Consider the following 17,279-nt stretch of genomic DNA (forward strand, 5'->3'; position numbering starts at 1 on the left):
GCCACAAAACCTGTGGGAGCGGGCTTGCTCGCGATAGGGGTCTGTCAGTCGATATAGAGACTGGCTGGTCTACCGTTATCGCAAGCTAGCTCGCTCCCACTGTGGTTTCTGGTATTTCAAAAATGCGAGATCAGTCATCGCCCCCCTTGCTCGCGATGGGGGCATCTCAGTCGATGTGTCTGGTCTTCCGCCATCGCCAGCAGGCTCGCTCCCACAAGGGGGGTCACTGTGGTTCATGACTGCAACCCCGCAAGCCGTCCTTCGATAAACCGCCGTTCCGGCAATTGCTGCGTCAATTCAAGGGCACGTCGATAAGCCGTCCGCGCCTCATCCATCCGTCCCAATTGCCGACAGAATTCGGCCCGCGCCGAATAGGCCAAGTGGTAGTCGAGCAACTCGCCACGCGCCAGGATCGCGTCGATCAAGCCCAGGCCGGCCGCCGGTCCGTCGCGCTTGGCCAGGGCGGCCGCACGGTTGAGTTCGATCACCGGCGATGGCATCGCCCGCAGGAGTACATCGTATAGCCCGACGATCTGCGGCCAGTCGGTGTCCGCTGCGTTGGGGGCTTCGGCGTGGACCGCGGCAATCGCCGCTTGCAGGCAATAAGGTCCGAACCGACGGGTATTCAATGCGGCTTCCACCAAGGCACAGCCTTCGGCTATCAATTGCGCGTCCCACAAGGAGCGGTCCTGCTCATCCAGCAGGACCAGCTCACCAGTGGCCGAGGTGCGCGCCGGCCGCCGGGACTCGTGCAGCAGCATCAACGCCAACAGCCCCATGACCTCGGCTTCCGGCAACAGCTCCATCAACAGGCGCGCAAGGCGAATGGCTTCGCGAGTCAGGTCATCCCGAGTCAGCTCGGCCCCCATCGAAGCCGAATAACCTTCGTTGAACACCAGGTAGATCACCCGCAGCACACTGTCCAGCCGTTCCGGCAGCTCCGAGCGGGCGGGCACCTGATACGGGATTTTCGCATCGCGGATCTTCGCCTTGGCGCGCACGATGCGCTGGGCGATGGCCGCCGGAGCGGCGAGGAAGGCCCTGGCGATTTCCTCGGTGGTCAGGTCGCACACTTCCCGCAAGGTCAGCGGTACCTGGGCATCCGCCGCCAATGCCGGGTGACAGCAGGTGAAAATCAGCCGCAGACGGTCATCTTCCACGTCTTCGTCGCTCCAGTCGGCCTGCTCCAACGTCTCCAGCTGAGCGATCAGCATCGGCTGCGATGCCGCAAAGCGCGCCCGCCTGCGCAGGCTGTCGATCGCCTTGAAGCGCCCGGCGGACACCAGCCAGGCGCGGGGATTGTCCGGCACACCATCGCGTTGCCAGCGCTCGACCGCAATGAAAAAAGCCTCGTGCAGTGCCTCTTCCGCCAGGTCGAAGTCCCCCAGCAGGCGAATCAGTGTCGCCAGGATCCGTCGCGAGTCTTGCCTGTAGACCTGCTCGACCCGCGCCTTGACCGCTTCGGCCGGCATCAGTCGGGCAGGCCCTGGGTGACCAATGCCTCGAGCCGATCCAGGCTCTGCCCCCAGCCCTCGTGGAACCCCATGGCCTCGTGGGCCTGACGGTCCTCTTCGTTCCAGTGCAAGGCGCGGGCGGTGTAGCGGGTCTTGCCGCCCTCTTCATCGAGCATCACCTCGGCGGTCATGAAGGCCTTGCCGGACGGCAGCCAGCCGGGGAGAAACGCATCGGTGAACACCAGCCGCTGCGGCGCGACGATTTCCAGGAACACCCCCATGGTGGGGTACTCGCTGCCGTCGGGCGCCCGCATCAACGTGCGAAACTGGCCACCGACCCACAGGTCCATCTCGCATTCCGGCGTGGTCATGCCGTGGGGGCCCCACCATTGGACCAGCAGGGCCGGTTCGGTCCAGGCACGGAAGATGTCCTGGCGCGGAGCGTCGATCAAGCGGCTGATGGACAGCTCGAAAGAAGCAGGCTTGAGGTTCATGAACGATATCCTGTTTGTGATTGTTGTTCAGGGGTTCAGTTGGCGTACCGGTCGGACTTCGACACAGCCGACCCGGGCCGCCGGGATATGGCCGGCGACCTGGATGGCCTCGTTCAAGTCCTTGGCGTCGATCAGGTAGAAGCCCGCCAGTTGCTCCTTGGTTTCGGCGAACGGACCATCGGTGATCGACAACTTGCCGCCGCGCATGCGCACCGTGGTGGCGGTCTGCACCGACTCCAGGGCTTCGGCGGCGATCATCCGCCCGCTGCCCTGGATCGACTCGGCATAGGCCATGCACTCGGCGTCCTCCGGGCTGTCGGGGGAGTTGTGCAGCACATGTTCGTTGCTATACACCAGGCATAAGTACTTCATGGAAAGCTCCGTGATCGAACCGATCAACTATGACGGCAGGCGAACGTAATGGTGAAAAAACCGACGATCAGGGCTGCAGATCGAAGAGCGCCGTACCGGCCATCGGGTCGAACGGCGCCGACCAGTGTTCATGGACGATCTTCCACTGTCCGGCCACGCGCCGGTAGCAGGCCGTCACACGCATCCAGCAGGCCTGCTCTTCGCCTTTTTCATTGGTGCCGCCGCAATAGGCCAGCCAGTGGGCGAAAGCGATGCTGTCCGCCGGAGTGATGCTGACCTGATGAAACTCGAACTTGTGCGGGCCGGGGCACATCTCCATGCAGGCCTGCCAATGCGCACGATAAGCAGTCTTGCCCTTGAATTGCAGGGCCTGGATGGCATCGAACGAAACGATGTCCTCATCATAGAGCGCCATGACTTTTTCCACGTCCTTGGCCATGACAGCCTGGCGATAGGTATCGATCAGGGCCTGGATTTCGGTTTCAGTGGCTTGGGTATTCATGCTGGTTCTCCGCGTTTTTTGTTGAAGACACCCCTTGTCGTCTGGAGCAACGGCAAATCGACAACCCAGACAAAAATAATTCAAGGAAAAATAACGCTAGAATCCCTGCCTCATTCTGCCAGCCGACAACGGACGCTTTCGTGACCGCTCAACTCGTCGCCTACGAGCACCTCACCGCTGGCCAGTGCCTGCAAGTGGAGGCGATCGAGGTTCTGCCCCACCAACTCAGGTTCGCCGGCGATATCCACGGTGCGCTGCATATGCTGCTGTCCAGGCCCTGCCCGGGGGTCAAGGGGTTCGCCCTGTTGGCCGATGACGTACCGGTGGCGTTCCTGCTCCTCAAGCGCCCACCGGCCCTGCCGGCCTGGGCCGATGAGCACAGCGCTACGCTACACGCCCTGCAAGTGGATCATCGGGCCCAGGGCAAGGGGCACGGCAAGGCCTGCCTGCGGGCGCTGCCCGCCGTGGCGCGAGCGGCCTGGCCGGAAATCAGGGGGTTGGAACTCTCGGTCGATGCCAGCAACGAATCGGCCATCGGCCTGTACACCCGGTTGGGCTGGGTTGACAGCGGCGAGGCCTACAAGGGCCTCGTCGGGTATGAGCGACGGATGGGCCTGGTACTCTGACCCAGCGCGTTACCTGACTTTGAGCGGTATCCAGATCTCCAGGCTGCCTTCCCCTGTCCTGGGGTTGAAGTCTTCACTGTAGCGCTCGAACTCCGGTTCGTCCGCCGCCTCATGCCCGGACTCGGGCAGCCATTGCTTCCAGATGTACTGGAACGTCTGCGGCAGCGTCTTCAGCGCCCCCCGGTGTTCGAACACCGCATAGTAGGCGGGCTGGATTTCGATCCAGCGGTATTGCTCCGGCAAATCGTCGAGTCGGCCGATCTCCACCCCGGCGATGTATTCGAATCCGCCCTTCCCGTCCGGATTGCAACATACGCCATAGGTCACGTCGCTTTTCTGCCCTGGCACATTACCGAGCCAGGGCAAGAACTTTTCCCAGAGCAAGGGGATATCCTGGGCCGTTTCCGGGGTAAAACGCGCACCGAAACCGGCAATGAGCTTGAAGTGTCCCTGTTCAAAGCGTGGCTCGGCTGTGTACTCGCGTTCGTGCTTTTCCATGCGTCAACACTCCGCAAAACATGAAGTCGGGCTTGGCAGTATAGAAGCCAAACCGTGATTGCCAGGGCCGTTTCGCTTGTCAGTGAACTGGCAGTACAGGCGCGGCAGCTCCACCGACGAACTCGTTGTAGCCAGAAACGATCACGTACACCGCGAAATAACAGAAGATCGCCGCGGATGCCCAATAGGAGTAACGCAGCAGCCTGTCCCCCAGCAATCTGCCGCCCTGGGTCGCTGCCAGGCACAAGCCTGCGCTCCACAGCAGCCCGGCGCAGAGGAACCCACTGAGGAACAGCGCCGAGCTGAGTACCGTGCCGCCGCCTGAACGGGCGATGAGCGTGCCGCCCACGGCCGCGAACCAGAGAATGGCGCTGGGCGATGACATGGCCAGGAAAATCCCCCGGAAAAATTCCTGGCGCGACGAACTGTCCCGCGCCTCGCTTGCCTGCGCCAGCACTGCGTCGTGATAGATCGCCGAATGGATCATCTTGGCGGCGAAATACAGCAACAACACCGAGCCGCCGATCCAGAGGACCCAGCGTACCGCCTCGTATTGCAGCAGCACGGTCATGCCGGCCAGGGCCAGTACGGCGTAGATCAGGTCCCCCACACAGGTCCCCAGGCCCAGGGCAAACCCCTGGAAATAACCCCGTTGCATGGCCAGGGTGATCATCGCGATGTTGGCCACGCCGATATCCAGGCATAAGGACAGGCTCAGCAGGAAACCGCTGGAAAATTCCATTGTTCATTCCGTTCGAAAGGGTGAAACGAGTCGAGCTGGTCGCTGGCGCCTACAAAGACCCGCGACCGGGCCGACAGTGTCGTCGAAAATAGTTGTCGGCCGCCACTGGACAATCGCCCCAGCCCACCCTTATCTTGCGCCGCAGGCCACCGCAGTGGCCAACGTCGCTCGGACGGTTCCGGGCGCTCACGTATCCCGAGGCAACAATGGCCGAACAAGGTTCGCCGCGCCGCTTTGCGCGCATCGATCGACTCCCCCCGTATGTATTCAATATCACTGCCGAGCTGAAGATGGCTGCGCGTCGGCGCGGCGAAGACATCATCGACTTGAGCATGGGTAACCCCGACGGCGCCACGCCCCCGCACATCGTGGAAAAACTGGTCACCGTCGCCCAGCGCGAAGACACTCACGGCTACTCCACTTCAAAGGGCATCCCACGCCTGCGCCGCGCCATTTCGCGTTGGTACAAGGACCGCTACGAGGTGGACATCGACCCCGAGAGCGAAGCCATCGTCACCATCGGCTCGAAGGAGGGCCTGGCCCACCTGATGCTGGCAACCCTGGACCAGGGCGACACGGTGCTGGTGCCCAACCCCAGCTACCCGATCCATATCTACGGCGCGGTGATCGCCGGCGCCCAGGTGCGCTCGGTGCCGCTGGTGCCGGGCGTGGATTTCTTCGCTGAACTGGAGCGGGCCATCCGCGGCTCGATTCCCAAGCCGAAGATGATGATCCTCGGCTTCCCCTCCAACCCCACCGCACAATGCGTGGAGCTGGATTTCTTCGAGCGGGTCATCGCCCTGGCCAAGCAGTACGACGTACTGGTGATCCACGACCTGGCCTACGCCGACATCGTCTACGATGGCTGGAAAGCCCCGTCGATCATGCAGGTACCGGGCGCCAAGGACATCGCGGTGGAGTTCTTCACCCTGTCCAAGAGCTACAACATGGCGGGCTGGCGCATCGGCTTCATGGTGGGCAATCCAGAGCTGGTCAGCGCCCTGGCGCGGATCAAGAGCTACCACGACTACGGCACGTTCACCCCGCTGCAAGTGGCGGCCATCGCCGCTCTGGAAGGCGACCAGCAATGCGTGCGCGACATCGCCGAGCAGTACCGCCAACGCCGCAATGTGCTGGTCAAGGGCCTGCATGAGTTGGGCTGGATGGTGGAGAACCCCAAGGCATCGATGTACGTCTGGGCCAGGATCCCCGATGCCTATGCACACCTGGGTTCGCTGGAGTTCGCCAAGAAGCTGCTGGCCGAGGCCAAGGTCTGCGTTTCTCCGGGAGTGGGTTTCGGGGAGTATGGAGACGATCACGTACGCTTCGCACTGATCGAGAACCAGGACCGGATACGCCAGGCCGTGCGTGGAATCCGCGCGATGTTCCGGGCGGATGGGTTAGTCTCGAAGACCAACGGCTAATACAGAAAAAAATGTGGCGAGGGAGCTTGCTCCTTCGCCACAGATTTTGTCCTGCGCTTATGTTGTGCTGTGCTTAGATCACTAGCGACAACAGCAGGATAAAGATCAGCCCCACCACGGACAGGATGGTTTCCATCGCCGTCCAGGTCTTGAAGGTTTCGGCCACGGTCATGTTGAAGTACTGCTTGACCAGCCAGAAACCCGCATCGTTCACGTGCGACAGGATCAGCGAGCCGGCACCGGTGGCCAGGACCAGCAGCTCACGGTTCACACCCGGAATCATCCCTACCACCGGTACCACGATACCGGCACCGGTAATGGTTGCCACGGTCGCCGAACCTGTGGCGATACGGATCACCGCCGCCACCAGCCAGGCCAGCAGGATCGGAGAAATCTGCGCGCTCACGGCCATGTGGCCGATCACGTCACCCACGCCGCTGGTCACCAGCATCTGCTTGAAGCCACCGCCGGCACCGATGATCAGGATGATCGCAGCCGTCGGAGCGAGGCTGGCGTCCAGCCACTTCAGCATCTGGTTGGAACCGATGCCCTGCTTGTAGCCGAAGGTGTACAGCGAGAGCAGCAAGGCCAGCAGCAAGGCCGAGATCGGGTGGCCGATCATGTCCATCCAGACCCGGAAGAGGTTGCCGTCCGGCAGCGCCACATCTGCAAAGGTCTTGAGCAGCATCAGGAATACCGGCGACAGCACGGTGATCAGGGTGATGCTGAAGCTTGGCAGCTCGGCGGCATTCGTCTCCCGGGCCAGTTGGTCCACCAGCTCCTGGTTCGGATGACCGGGAATGTGCTTGGCAATGAACGTACCGAAGATCGGCCCGGCGATGATGGCGGTCGGCAGCGCTACGATCAGGCCGTAGAGAATGGTCTTGCCGATATCAGCGCCGAATATGCCGATCGCCAGCAACGGCCCCGGATGCGGTGGTACCAGGCCATGGACGGCGGAAAGACCGGCCAACAGCGGAATACCGATCTTGATGATCGATACGCCGGTGCGGCGCGCGACGATGAACACCAGCGGGATCAACAGCACGAAGCCGATTTCGAAGAACAGCGGGATGCCCACCAGGAACGCGGCGAACATCATGGCCCATTGCACCTTTTCCCTGCCGAAGGCACGGATCAGGGTCTGGGCGATCTGATCGGCCCCACCCGATTCGGCCATCATTTTTCCGAGCATCGTACCCAGCGCGAGGATGATGCCGACAAAGCCCAGCACCCCACCGAAGCCGTCCTGGAACGCCTTGATGATAGTGCCGGTCGGCATGCCCGATGTCAGGCCGAGGAACGCGGCGGCGATGGTCAGGGCAATGAAGGGATGGAACTTGAACTTGGTGATGAGGACGATGAGTCCGATCACCGTGACCACTGCATCCAGCAGCAGGAACGTCTCGTGGGACATGCCAAACATGGGGGGTGTCTCCTGATTTGTTGTTGTTATTGAAGCAGTTATTCGTAAGTCATCGGGACAGCGCTGTCTTTCTGACGCAAATTTGTTGCCGGTCAGCTGGCGAGCTTGAGGCCGTGGGCCACCCACCAGACATAAGCCTCACGTGCCAGCTCGTCGACGCTGTGGCTGGATGCATCCAGGGCCAGGGTCAGTGGCTCGCCGACAGGCGACTCGAGGGTGGCGAACTGGCTATCGATCAGGGTCGACGGCATGAAATGGCCCGGACGATGGGAAACCCGGTCGGCAGCCACTTCAGGCGTGAGTTCGAGGAATACGAAGCCCAGGCCCGGCAAGGCGCTGCGCAAGCGTTCGCGATAGCGATGCTTGAGGGCCGAACAGGTCAACACCGGGCGTTCGCCCCTGGCATCGACACGACGCAGCTCTTGGCACAGGCTGTCGAGCCAGCCGGCACGGTCGTCGTCGTTCAAGGGAATACCGGCGCTCATCTTCTGGATGTTGGCCGCAGGATGGAAAGTGTCGCCTTCGATGGCAGTGGCGCCGCTCAACTGGCACAGGGCCTGGCTGACGCATGTCTTGCCGCAACCGGCAACGCCCATGATGACCAGGGCGGTGATGGGATTGTTCATGTAACACCTCAGCGCGCAGACAGCGCTACCTTTGCCAGGTATGACACCAATGCAAAAGCAGAAGTTGCCGACGCCTTCTTGTCATTTTTGTAGTTGCAGCATGTTCGTTCACGACAACCGCGCCACGAGGATCAGGCCAACCCCGTTCACGCATTTGCAGCCACGTCGAGACAGCGCTACCTTAGTGCCTTGATTTTTGTTTGGCAAGCCACCCCGATGACCGCCCCTAAAAACGATAAGAATACACGCGCCACCGGCCGCCCTACGCTCAACGAAGTCGCGCGCCTGGCCGGGGTCAGCCCCATCACTGCTTCCCGCGCCCTGCGAGGTGTCAGCACGGTCGCCACCGAACTGGTGGACAAGGTCCGCCAGGCCGCGGTGGAACTCAACTATGTCGTCAACCCCGCCGCCCGTGCACTGGCGTCGGCCCAGAGCCATTCGGTGGTGGTACTGGTGCCATCATTGTCCAACCTGCTGTTCATCGACACCCTGGAAGCCATTCATCGCGTGCTCAGGCCCAAGGGGTTCGAAGTGGTGATCGGCAACTATCACTATTCCCGGGACGAAGAAGAAGACCTGCTGCGCAACTACATGGCCTATCAGCCACGAGGCTTGCTGCTGACCGGTTTCGACCGCACCGAAAGCGCCCGACGCATGATCGAGGCCAGCAACATCCCCTGTGTCTACATGATGGAACTGGACCCCGGCGCGGGCCTGAACTGCGTTGGCTTCTCCCAGCTCAAGGCCGGCGAGACCGCGGCCGAACATCTGATTTCCAGAGGCCGCAAGCGCCTGGCCTACATCGGCGCGCAGCTTGACCAGCGCACCTTGCTGCGCGGCGAAGGCTTTCGCCGGGCCCTGCAGAAAACCGGATTGTACGACCCGGACCTGGAACTGCTGACACCAAGACCGTCGTCGGTGGGCCTGGGCGGCGAATTGTTTCTTCAACTGCTGGCCAGCCATCCTGATGTGGATGCGATCTTCTTCGGCAATGACGACCTGGCGCACGGCGCCCTTTTCGAAGCACTGCGCTGTGGCATCAGGATTCCCGAGCAGATCTCGGTGCTGGGCTTCAATGACCTGCCCGCTTCGGCCCACATGGTGCCGCGCCTGAGCAGCATCAGCACACCGCGGGAAGCCATCGGGCAGCGCGCCGCCGAACAGATGCTGACATTGATGGCCGGAAACCGGATTGCCCAGCCAGTGGTGGACCTGGGTTTCGAACTCAAGATCCGCGAAAGCACCTGACCCCCTGCGCGAGCGGTCATTGCGGTAGGGCCCTGCCGCAGGGCGGCAAGGATTGGCCGCCCGGTCTGCGCCCACCTTAGCTGCAGGGCACGGATTGCGGGGGCCGCCGGAGCCGGCATGGGAATTGCTCCTGCCAACCGCTCAGTCATTACCTACAGGTGTGAATCATGTTGGTCAGTGCAAAACAGCAAATGATTAATCTGCCCCTCTGGCGCGTGGAGGAGGATCCCGCCACACAGGCCGCCAGCGGCCTGCAAAGTGCGGCACTGCAGGCGTTGCGAGACAACATCCAGGCCCAGGCCAGCCAAGGCAGCGCCCAGGTCCAGGAATCCATTACTCGCCAGGCCACGCAGCAGGTCAACGCCAGCACCGCTATCAGCGACAACGTCGATGAGGCCTTCGCCAAGACTCGCGTACAACTGCAAACCGTGGCGTCCGAGGATGCCCGGGCCAACCTGTCCGACAGTCCGGCGATGCAGGCCTTCAAGGACTACATGAGCAAAACGCCTGAGGAACGCCTGCGCGACAGTATTCTTGAGGAAATGGGCATTACCGAGGAGGAGTTCGAGGCGATGCCGCCCGAGAAACAACTGGCGGTCAGCCAGGAAATTGCCCAGCGCATGCAGGACAAGTCGGCAATGGCGCAAGTCGAGAAAGCCCAGGCGAAACACCCGGACGACAAGGCCCAGGCCGTGGATACCTTCCTCGCCGCCTTCTGATCCCGGGCGCTTGCCTGCTGCCTTGAGCGAGGGGAACGCCCTCGCTCACACCCGGGGCCCGCCGAGACGGGCCACTCAATGACCGAACAGATTCACCTTCTTGATCTTTTTGTCAGCGCGTTTTTCATCGGCGGTCTTCGCCGGTTTTTTCTTTACCGCCTTTTTTGAATCCATGCCTTTGGCCATGATACGTACTCCACTCATACGGGATGTGGAACCAGGTATACACCTATCGCCGCACTCGCGTTCTTTTATAATCGCGCTCCCCTTCTTTCCCGGCGCCCGGCCATGACTGAAATCCGCTACCTGCAGCTCGAAGCCCCGCTGTGGCCGCTGATGAACAAGTTCTACCGCACCCATCAATCGTCGATGAAAGCGGTGCGTGAGGCCCAGCTGTGGGTAGCGCGGCGGGATGAAATCGTCGCGGCCCTGTGCTTGCGCTCGGTGCCAGGCGGGCGTTGGTTGACCGGGTTGTTCGTCGATCCGGCGTACCGCACGCAAGGCATCGCCGCACGTTTGATCGCCGAAGCCATGAAAGGCTTGGAGGAGCCGGTGTGGCTGTTCTGTCATCCAGACTTGCGCGATTTCTATGAGCGGCGCGGGTTCAGCTTCGATCCGGCGCTGCCTTATGCGATGGCCGAGCGCCTGAGCCGGTATGCCCGCAGCAAGCCGATGATTGCGATGGGGTGGGAGCCGCAGCGCCCTTGCTGAGGTCCGACGCAGATCCAACGTGGGAGCGAGCCCGCGATAGCGTCAGGTCTGCTGCATCAATGCCAACCGACACTGCAACCGCGAGCAAGCTCGCTCCCACAGGGTTCGCTGGGGCATCAATCGTCGGCCGTCGGGTCCAGGTCCGGGAACATCACCTCAGTGAAGCCGAACTTGGTGAAATCGGTGATTCGCGAGGGGTACAGGCGACCGATCAGGTGATCGCACTCATGCTGCACCACCCGCGCGTGGAAACCGGAGGCCATCCGCACGATCGGCTCGCCCTTGGGATCGAAGCCTTCATAGCGGATGTGCTGGTAACGCTCCACAGCCCCACGCAGGCCCGGTACTGACAGGCACCCTTCGAAGCCCTCCTCCATCAACGGGCTCAGCGGCGTGATCAGCGGGTTGATCAGGATGGTCTGGGGCACTGCCTCGGCATCGGGATAACGCTCGCTGTGCTCGAAACCGAAGATCACCAGTTGCAGGTCCACACCGATCTGCGGCGCCGCCAGCCCGACACCACCAACGCTTTCCATGGTCTGGAACATGTCGTCGATCAATTGCCACAACTGCGGACTGTCGAACATGTCGACAGGCACCGGCGGAGCGATGCGCAGCAGGCGTTCATCGCCCATTTTCAGGATTTCACGAATCATGGTCGGGCTTCGTCAGGGTGGGGGTGATGGATGGAATGGTCGCGCCCAAGGCCCGACACATGCTGTTTTTCGTGCTGGCCAGGGCTCTTTTCCCCAGGGTCCTTGCCCTCGGAAGACATGTGCTCGATCACCGCATTCATCTCTGCGCCGAGCAACAGCACCGCCGAAGAAATATAGAAGTACAGCAACAGCACGATGATCGCACCGATACTGCCATACATGGCGTTGTAGTTGGCAAAGGTCTTGACGTAAAACGCAAAGCCCAGGGAAGCGATGATCCACACCACCACCGCCAGCACCGAACCCGGCGTGATGAAGCGAAACTCCTGCTTGACGTCGGGCATTACGTAATAGATCAGCGCTACGGCCACCATCAGCAGGAAGACGATCACCGGCCAGCGCACGATGGTCCAGACCGTGACAATGAACTCCTCCAGCCCCACCTGCGCCGCGATCCAGCCCATCACCTGCGGTCCGAGCACCATCAACGCCGCAGCCGCCAAAAGCATGCCGGCGATGCCGACCGTGTACAGAATCGACAGCGGGAAGCGTTTCCAGGCCGGACGCCCTTCCACCACGTCGTAGGCGGCGTTCATCGCACTCATCATCAAGCGCACACCCGCCGAGGCGGTCCACAAGGCAATGACGATACCCACCGACAACAACCCACCCTTGGATTGCTGCAACTGATCGATCACCGGGTTGACCTGCTCCAGGGCCTGGGGCGGCAGCACCAGCTCCGATTGCAGGCGCAGCCAGGAGAAGAAATCCGGCAGGTGCAGGAAGCCGATCAAGGCGATCAGGAAGAGAATGAAGGGGAACAGCGAAAACAGCATCTGGTAGGCCAATGCCGAGGCGTAGGTCGACATCTCGTCGTCGAGAAACTCGGTCACGGTACGCATCATCACACGATGAAGGGGTAAGCCTTTCAAGGCCGGAAACATCATGTGCGTCTCCTTTCGCCGCAAAAAAAGGAAGGTCGCCTGGCGACTCATGGGGTTGTTATCCAAGACAAAGTAACCTGTTTGGCGACTTTGGAACAATTTCCCAGGTGCAAGTTCGAGCCGACATGAAAACGGCCACCCGCAGATGGCCGTTCCAATCGTTTTTTCACGACAGCCCGGTTAAGCCTCGTCGACGCCTTTCTTGAGCGCGTCCTTGGCCTTGCCTGCGGTTTGCTGGGCCTCACCTTTTTTCTCTTGCACTACGCCCTCGGCGCGCATGCGGTCGTTATCGGTGGCCTTGCCGACGCCTTGCTTGATGTTGCCGACAGCTTCGTTGGCAACGCCCTTCACCTTATCGCTCGTGCTACCCATGATGTCTCTCCTGTGAACAACGGTACGAAAAGTCATTACATAAGGGTTGACCGGGGCCGTTTGCGGGGAGTTTCATTTTTCGGCGGCATATTTCATCGTCGTATGCAGGTTGCGCTTTATGTTTGCCGACCAACCCCCGAGAATGCCCCATGTATTCGGGCTGCGGCCTGAAGCTCCAATCCCGTAGGAATGTTATGAAACTCGATAAGAAACAGGCCATCGCCCGCAGGAACCAGGAACTGGGCGGTGCCGTACTGGGCGTCAATAATTGCCACTTCAGCGAATTGAACCGCAACCGCAACATCTTCTGGTTCAACATCCCGGTGACACGCCTGGCCGTCGGTCAGTACGAATGGGTCCATCTGTTGCTGCACACTCCGGCCACTGACGAGCTGCTGCACTTGAAGGTACCGACCGTGTTCCTGCGGGAAAAGATGGAAGGCCTGGAAGTACGTAACCAGGGCAAGCGCAAGGCAGCCCTGAGCCTGGAGCTGAGCGCCGACAAGGACTCTTACCTGCAGGACATGCGTCCTGGAGGCACCAATCTGGATTTCGCACCGTTCCGGTTGTAACCCACCGCCGATGACCGTCCCCACAAAGACGGTCTCGCTTCAGGTAATCGCCCAAGAAAAAGCCCCGCTTCGGCGGGGCTTTTGTCTGACGGCAATTCTACTTCTTCACACCCAGTTTCCTGAGTTCCTCGTCACGCAACTCGCGCCGCAGGATCTTGCCCACGTTGGTCGTTGGCAGCGCGTCGCGGAACTCGACGGCCTTGGGTACCTTGTAGCCAGTGACGTTGGCACGCATGTGCTCCATGACCTGTTCCTTGGTCAGCGTGGCCCCCGGACGGACGACGATGAAAATCTTGATCGCCTCGCCTGACTTCTCGTCCGGTATGCCGATGGCGGCGCATTGCAGCACCCCCGGCAGGGTCGCCAGCACATCTTCCAGTTCATTGGGGTACACGTTGAAACCCGAGATCAGGATCATGTCCTTTTTGCGATCCACGATACGCATGTAGCCGTCCGGCTGGATCAGCGCGATATCGCCCGTCCTGAGCCAGCCTTCGCTGTCGAGGATCTCATCGGTCGCCTCCTGGCGCTGCCAATAGCCCTTCATGACCTGCGGCCCTTTCACGCACAGCTCGCCGATCTCGCCCAGCGGTTTTTCCACGCCCGCGTCGTCGATGATCTTGCACAGGGTCGACGGCACCGGGATCCCGATGGTCCCGATCTGGATGTTCTGGATCGGGTTGACCGTGGCCACCGGACTGGTTTCGGTCATGCCGTAGCCTTCGCAGATCGGGCAACCGGTCACTTCCTTCCAACGCTCGGCCGCCGCCAGTTGCAAGGCCATGCCGCCGGACAGGGTGATCTTCAGTGCCGAGAAGTCCAGCTTGCGGAAGCCTTCGTTGTTGCACAGGGCCACGAACAGCGTATTGAGGCCAACGAAACCGCTGAATTTCCACTTCGACAGTTCCTTGACCATCGCCGGAAGATCCCGCGGGTTGCTGATCAGGATGTTGTGGTTGCCGATCAGCATCATCGCCATGCAATGAAAGGTGAACGCATAGATGTGGTACAGCGGTAGCGGCGTGATCAGCACTTCGCAACCTTCATTGAGGTTGGAGCCCATCAACGCCTTGCACTGCAGCATGTTCGCCACCAGGTTGCGGTGGCTGAGCATCGCGCCCTTGGCCACGCCGGTGGTGCCACCGGTGTATTGCAACACAGCCACATCGTCGCTGGTGGGGTTGGCTTCGTTGACTGGCTGGCCGTGGCCCTTGCTCAGCACATCGTTGAACTTGACGGCCTTGGGCAAGTGATAGGCCGGAACCATCTTCTTGACGTACTTGATCACGCTGTTGATCAACAGACGCTTGAGCGGCGGCAGCAGGTCGGCGACTTCAGTGACAATGACGTGCTTGACGCCGGTCTTGGGCACCACGGCCTCGGCCAGGTGCGCCATGTTCGCCAGGCATACCAGCGCCTTGGCGCCGGAATCGTTGAACTGGTGTTCCATCTCCCGCGCGGTGTACAGCGGGTTGGTGTTGACCACGATGAGGCCGGCGCGAATGGCGCCGAACACGGCCACCGGATACTGGAGAACGTTAGGCAGTTGCACGGCGATTCGATCGCCAGGCTGCAAATCGGTATGCTGTTGCAGATACGCGGCAAAGGCACCGGACAATTCGTAGAGTTCACCGTAGGTGATTGTCTTGCCGAGGTTGCTGAATGCCGGCTTGTCGGCGAAGCGTTGGCAGGACTGCTTCAACACCGCCTGAATATTCGGATACTCGTCTGGATTGATGTCGGCAGCAATCCCAGCTGGGTACTTATCCTTCCAAAAGTCTTCAATCATGGAAGCCCACTCCTCAGCAACGCGAATTCTCACCGCATTTGATGCGATTATTATTGGTGTGTGTTTGTTGGTGAATCTGGCTTGAATCAAGGCCGAGAAGTCACAAAAGCGCGCCGAGAGTAGCAGCTTTGCCAAGGGCCGACCAGAGCCAAAATAGGCCCAATCAGTCATTAATCCGACTCAAGAATATTCAATGGTCACTTTTAGAGTAAAAATTCTAAGCACCATCGAATCGATCTGAACATAAGAAACCGTGGGAGCGGCCTTGCTCGCGAAAGCAATGGACCCGCCACCCTCGGGCTGACCGATCCACCGCCTTTGCGAGCACGTTCGCTCCCACCAGTTGTTTCTACCGGACGATCTTTGCAGGCGTCAGGCGATATCGCGTAGCTCGCGCCGCAGGATCTTGCCCACCGGCGTCATCGGCAACGAATCCCGTAGCACGATGTGCTTGGGAATCTTGTAGCCGGTGAAGTTCTCCTTGCAGTAGGCCTTGAGTTCTTCGAGGCTCACGCCCGCCTCCCGAGCCACCACGAACAGCTTCACCGCCTCCCCCGAGCGCTCGTCCGGCACGCCGATGACCGCGCAGCTGGCGACCTTCGGGTGGGCCATCACCACGTCTTCGATTTCGTTGGGGTATACGTTGAAACCCGAGACGATGATCATGTCCTTCTTGCGATCGACGATACGCACGAAGCCGTCCGGGTCGATGACCGCAATGTCGCCGGACTTGAACCAGCCTTCGTCGTCCAGCACCTCGGCGGTGGCCTCGGGTTTGTTCCAGTAGCCCTTCATGATCTGCGGGCCCTTGATGCACAGCTCGCCGCGTTCGCCCAGGGGTTGTTCGACACCCTCGTCGCTGATGACCTTCATGAGGGTGCCGGGCACTGGCAACCCTACCGTACCCAGGCGGGATTTGGAGCCATAGGGGTTGGTGCAGGCCACGGGAGAGGTTTCGGTCAGGCCATAGCCTTCGGTGATACGGCAGCCGGTCAGCTGTTCCCAGCGCTCGGCGGTGGCCTTGACCAGGGCGGTGCCGCCGGAATTGGTGAGCTTGAGGCTGGAGAAATCCAGGCTCTTGAAATCCGGGTGGTCCATCAGCGCCACGAACAGGGTGTTGAGCCCCAGCAATGCCGAGAAACGCCAGTTCTTCAGTTCCTTGATGAAGCCGCCGATGTCCCGTGGATTGGTGATCAGCACGTTGTGGTTGCCGGTGACCATCATGCACATGCAATTCGCGGTGAAGGCATAGATGTGGTACAGCGGCAATGGCGCGATCATTACCTCCTGACCTTCGCGCAGCAGCGGATGGCCATCGTCGCCGAACTGCCCCAGGCACGCCCGCGCCTGTTGCATGTTGGCCACCAGGTTGCCGTGGGTCAGCATCGCGCCTTTCGCCAGCCCGGTCGTACCGCCGGTGTATTGCAGCACCGCGATGTCATCGAGGCTGACCTTCAGCGGCCTGATGCCCTGGCCGCGCCCCAGGCGCAAGGCGCTCTTGAAGGAAATGGCCTGGGGCAGCGAATAGGCCGGCACCATCTTCTTGACCTTGCTCACCACGGTATTGACCAGCCACCCCTTGGCGGCGGGCATCAGGTCGCCCATCTTCGCCTCGATCAGGTATTGCAGGTCGGTGTCGGGCAGCACCTCCTGGACCTTCTGGCCGAACAGGTTCATATACACCAGCGCCCGGGCACCGGAATCCTTGAACTGGTGACGCATTTCCCGCGGGGTGTACAGCGGGTTGGTGTTGACCACGATCAGCCCGGCGCGCAAGGCGCCGAACACAGCGATCGGATATTGCAGGACGTTGGGCATCTGCACCGCGATACGATCGCCTGGGGCCAGGTCGGTGTGGGCCTGCAGGTAGCCGGCGAACGCCGCACTGTAGCGCTCCAGCTCGGCATAGGTCAGGGTCACGCCCATGTTGCTGAACGCCGGACGGTCGGCGAACTTCTTGCAGGAACGCTCGAACACCTCGATGACCGATTTGTAGGCCCCCAGGTCGATGTCCGAGGGCACGCCGGCCGGGCGCTTGTCATTCCAGAAATCAGGCTGCATTGTTTTTGTCCTCTTTACCTGAACCTATCCCGGGGCCGCTTGC

The 17,279-nt window shown here is 61.0% G+C and carries 19 protein-coding genes; 6 read left to right on the forward strand and 13 right to left on the reverse strand.

The window, feature by feature from the left end; genetic code table 11:
- Positions 1-233: 233 nt before the first annotated feature.
- The 4 genes from BT179_RS24770 to BT179_RS24785 all read right to left on the reverse strand — a co-directional run bounded on the left by BT179_RS24770 (position 234) and on the right by BT179_RS24785 (position 2,822).
- Complete coding sequence (locus BT179_RS24770) at positions 234-1,472, reverse strand: RNA polymerase sigma factor (RefSeq protein ID WP_072398850.1); 1,239 nt, start codon at positions 1,470-1,472, stop codon at positions 234-236.
- Positions 1,472-1,948 carry an SRPBCC family protein gene (locus BT179_RS24775; RefSeq protein WP_072398851.1) on the reverse strand — a complete coding sequence of 159 codons (477 nt, stop codon included), beginning with the start codon at positions 1,946-1,948 and terminating at the stop codon, positions 1,472-1,474. The genes BT179_RS24770 and BT179_RS24775 overlap by 1 nt, the downstream gene beginning before the upstream one ends.
- Positions 1,949-1,975: 27 nt before the next feature.
- On the reverse strand, positions 1,976-2,320 hold the full coding sequence (locus tag BT179_RS24780) for a YciI family protein (RefSeq protein WP_072398852.1): 345 nt from the start codon (positions 2,318-2,320) through the stop codon (positions 1,976-1,978).
- A gap of 67 nt (positions 2,321-2,387) precedes the next feature.
- Positions 2,388-2,822: a YybH family protein gene (locus tag BT179_RS24785; RefSeq protein ID WP_072398853.1), complete on the reverse strand. Its 435-nt coding sequence runs from the start codon at positions 2,820-2,822 to the stop codon at positions 2,388-2,390.
- A gap of 140 nt (positions 2,823-2,962) precedes the next feature.
- Here BT179_RS24785 and BT179_RS24790 point away from each other — a divergent pair, with 140 nt between their 5' ends.
- Positions 2,963-3,448, forward strand: coding sequence for a GNAT family N-acetyltransferase (locus BT179_RS24790; protein ID WP_072398854.1), 486 nt, complete (start codon positions 2,963-2,965; stop codon positions 3,446-3,448).
- Positions 3,449-3,457: 9 nt separating this feature from the next.
- On the opposite strand, the gene BT179_RS24795 is transcribed toward BT179_RS24790, so the two are convergent.
- The gene (locus tag BT179_RS24795; RefSeq protein ID WP_072398855.1) at positions 3,458-3,946 is read right to left on the reverse strand and encodes a GyrI-like domain-containing protein; all 489 of its coding nucleotides are present in this window, start codon (positions 3,944-3,946) and stop codon (positions 3,458-3,460) included.
- A gap of 79 nt (positions 3,947-4,025) precedes the next feature.
- Positions 4,026-4,688, reverse strand: a complete 663-nt coding sequence (locus BT179_RS24800) for a LysE family translocator (protein WP_072398856.1) — start codon at positions 4,686-4,688, stop codon at positions 4,026-4,028.
- Between the two features lie 206 nt (positions 4,689-4,894).
- Here BT179_RS24800 and alaC point away from each other — a divergent pair, with 206 nt between their 5' ends.
- Positions 4,895-6,112, forward strand: a complete 1,218-nt coding sequence (alaC, locus tag BT179_RS24805) for an alanine transaminase (RefSeq protein WP_072398857.1) — start codon at positions 4,895-4,897, stop codon at positions 6,110-6,112.
- Positions 6,113-6,185: 73 nt separating this feature from the next.
- Here the strand turns inward: alaC and BT179_RS24810 are convergent, their stop codons facing one another.
- Both BT179_RS24810 and BT179_RS24815 read right to left on the reverse strand, forming a co-directional pair.
- Positions 6,186-7,538 (reverse strand): GntP family permease, encoded by a 1,353-nt coding sequence (locus BT179_RS24810; protein ID WP_053146231.1) that lies wholly within the window; start codon positions 7,536-7,538, stop codon positions 6,186-6,188.
- 92 nt (positions 7,539-7,630) lie between these two features.
- On the reverse strand, positions 7,631-8,164 hold the full coding sequence (locus tag BT179_RS24815; protein ID WP_072398858.1) for a gluconokinase: 534 nt from the start codon (positions 8,162-8,164) through the stop codon (positions 7,631-7,633).
- Positions 8,165-8,380: 216 nt separating this feature from the next.
- On the opposite strand from BT179_RS24815, the gene BT179_RS24820 reads away from it, so the two are divergent.
- The 3 genes from BT179_RS24820 to BT179_RS24830 all read left to right on the forward strand — a co-directional run bounded on the left by BT179_RS24820 (position 8,381) and on the right by BT179_RS24830 (position 10,842).
- Positions 8,381-9,412, forward strand: a complete 1,032-nt coding sequence (locus tag BT179_RS24820; RefSeq protein WP_072432145.1) for an HTH-type transcriptional regulator GntR — start codon at positions 8,381-8,383, stop codon at positions 9,410-9,412.
- Between the two features lie 167 nt (positions 9,413-9,579).
- A complete protein-coding gene (locus BT179_RS24825) occupies positions 9,580-10,131 on the forward strand; it encodes a hypothetical protein (protein ID WP_072432144.1) in 552 nt (183 codons plus the stop codon).
- A 288-nt stretch (positions 10,132-10,419) separates the two neighbouring features.
- On the forward strand, positions 10,420-10,842 hold the full coding sequence (locus BT179_RS24830) for a GNAT family N-acetyltransferase (protein ID WP_072398861.1): 423 nt from the start codon (positions 10,420-10,422) through the stop codon (positions 10,840-10,842).
- Positions 10,843-10,958: 116 nt separating this feature from the next.
- On the opposite strand, the gene def is transcribed toward BT179_RS24830, so the two are convergent.
- The 3 genes from def to BT179_RS24845 form a co-directional block, all read right to left on the reverse strand.
- On the reverse strand, positions 10,959-11,498 hold the full coding sequence (def, locus tag BT179_RS24835; RefSeq protein ID WP_072398862.1) for a peptide deformylase: 540 nt from the start codon (positions 11,496-11,498) through the stop codon (positions 10,959-10,961).
- Complete coding sequence (locus BT179_RS24840) at positions 11,495-12,445, reverse strand: YihY/virulence factor BrkB family protein (RefSeq protein WP_072398863.1); 951 nt, start codon at positions 12,443-12,445, stop codon at positions 11,495-11,497. Before BT179_RS24840 ends, def begins: the two co-directional genes overlap by 4 nt.
- A 177-nt stretch (positions 12,446-12,622) precedes the next feature.
- On the reverse strand, positions 12,623-12,814 hold the full coding sequence (locus BT179_RS24845) for a CsbD family protein (protein WP_053146213.1): 192 nt from the start codon (positions 12,812-12,814) through the stop codon (positions 12,623-12,625).
- A 194-nt stretch (positions 12,815-13,008) separates the two neighbouring features.
- Between BT179_RS24845 and BT179_RS24850 the strand changes: the two genes are divergently transcribed.
- Positions 13,009-13,386, forward strand: coding sequence for a hypothetical protein (locus BT179_RS24850; RefSeq protein WP_072398864.1), 378 nt, complete (start codon positions 13,009-13,011; stop codon positions 13,384-13,386).
- A gap of 97 nt (positions 13,387-13,483) precedes the next feature.
- Here the strand turns inward: BT179_RS24850 and fadD1 are convergent, their stop codons facing one another.
- The gene (gene fadD1 / locus BT179_RS24855) at positions 13,484-15,175 is read right to left on the reverse strand and encodes a long-chain-fatty-acid--CoA ligase FadD1 (RefSeq protein WP_072432143.1); all 1,692 of its coding nucleotides are present in this window, start codon (positions 15,173-15,175) and stop codon (positions 13,484-13,486) included.
- 372 nt (positions 15,176-15,547) lie between these two features.
- A complete protein-coding gene (fadD2, locus tag BT179_RS24860; RefSeq protein WP_072398866.1) occupies positions 15,548-17,236 on the reverse strand; it encodes a long-chain-fatty-acid--CoA ligase FadD2 in 1,689 nt (562 codons plus the stop codon).
- Positions 17,237-17,279: the final 43 nt, after the last annotated feature.

This window comes from Pseudomonas sp. NFACC43, from assembly GCF_900119645.1.
Lineage (GTDB): Bacteria > Pseudomonadota > Gammaproteobacteria > Pseudomonadales > Pseudomonadaceae > Aquipseudomonas.

Excerpts from the sequence above, each read along its gene's own strand:
- BT179_RS24830 (WP_072398861.1), top strand. The coding sequence starts at position 10,420 with ATGACTGAAATCCGCTACCTGCAGCTCGAAGCCCCGCTGTGGCCGCTG.
- BT179_RS24845 (WP_053146213.1), bottom strand. The coding sequence starts at position 12,814 with ATGGGTAGCACGAGCGATAAGGTGAAGGGCGTTGCCAACGAAGCTGTC.
- BT179_RS24850 (WP_072398864.1), top strand. The coding sequence starts at position 13,009 with ATGAAACTCGATAAGAAACAGGCCATCGCCCGCAGGAACCAGGAACTG.
- BT179_RS24840 (WP_072398863.1), bottom strand. The coding sequence starts at position 12,445 with ATGATGTTTCCGGCCTTGAAAGGCTTACCCCTTCATCGTGTGATGATG.
- def (WP_072398862.1), bottom strand. The coding sequence starts at position 11,498 with ATGATTCGTGAAATCCTGAAAATGGGCGATGAACGCCTGCTGCGCATC.
- BT179_RS24810 (WP_053146231.1), bottom strand. The coding sequence starts at position 7,538 with ATGTTTGGCATGTCCCACGAGACGTTCCTGCTGCTGGATGCAGTGGTC.
- BT179_RS24815 (WP_072398858.1), bottom strand. The coding sequence starts at position 8,164 with ATGAACAATCCCATCACCGCCCTGGTCATCATGGGCGTTGCCGGTTGC.
- BT179_RS24825 (WP_072432144.1), top strand. The coding sequence starts at position 9,580 with ATGTTGGTCAGTGCAAAACAGCAAATGATTAATCTGCCCCTCTGGCGC.
- BT179_RS24775 (WP_072398851.1), bottom strand. The coding sequence starts at position 1,948 with ATGAACCTCAAGCCTGCTTCTTTCGAGCTGTCCATCAGCCGCTTGATC.
- BT179_RS24770 (WP_072398850.1), bottom strand. The coding sequence starts at position 1,472 with ATGCCGGCCGAAGCGGTCAAGGCGCGGGTCGAGCAGGTCTACAGGCAA.
- BT179_RS24795 (WP_072398855.1), bottom strand. The coding sequence starts at position 3,946 with ATGGAAAAGCACGAACGCGAGTACACAGCCGAGCCACGCTTTGAACAG.
- fadD1 (WP_072432143.1), bottom strand. The coding sequence starts at position 15,175 with ATGATTGAAGACTTTTGGAAGGATAAGTACCCAGCTGGGATTGCTGCC.
- BT179_RS24820 (WP_072432145.1), top strand. The coding sequence starts at position 8,381 with ATGACCGCCCCTAAAAACGATAAGAATACACGCGCCACCGGCCGCCCT.
- BT179_RS24785 (WP_072398853.1), bottom strand. The coding sequence starts at position 2,822 with ATGAATACCCAAGCCACTGAAACCGAAATCCAGGCCCTGATCGATACC.
- BT179_RS24780 (WP_072398852.1), bottom strand. The coding sequence starts at position 2,320 with ATGAAGTACTTATGCCTGGTGTATAGCAACGAACATGTGCTGCACAAC.
- alaC (WP_072398857.1), top strand. The coding sequence starts at position 4,895 with ATGGCCGAACAAGGTTCGCCGCGCCGCTTTGCGCGCATCGATCGACTC.
- BT179_RS24800 (WP_072398856.1), bottom strand. The coding sequence starts at position 4,688 with ATGGAATTTTCCAGCGGTTTCCTGCTGAGCCTGTCCTTATGCCTGGAT.
- fadD2 (WP_072398866.1), bottom strand. The coding sequence starts at position 17,236 with ATGCAGCCTGATTTCTGGAATGACAAGCGCCCGGCCGGCGTGCCCTCG.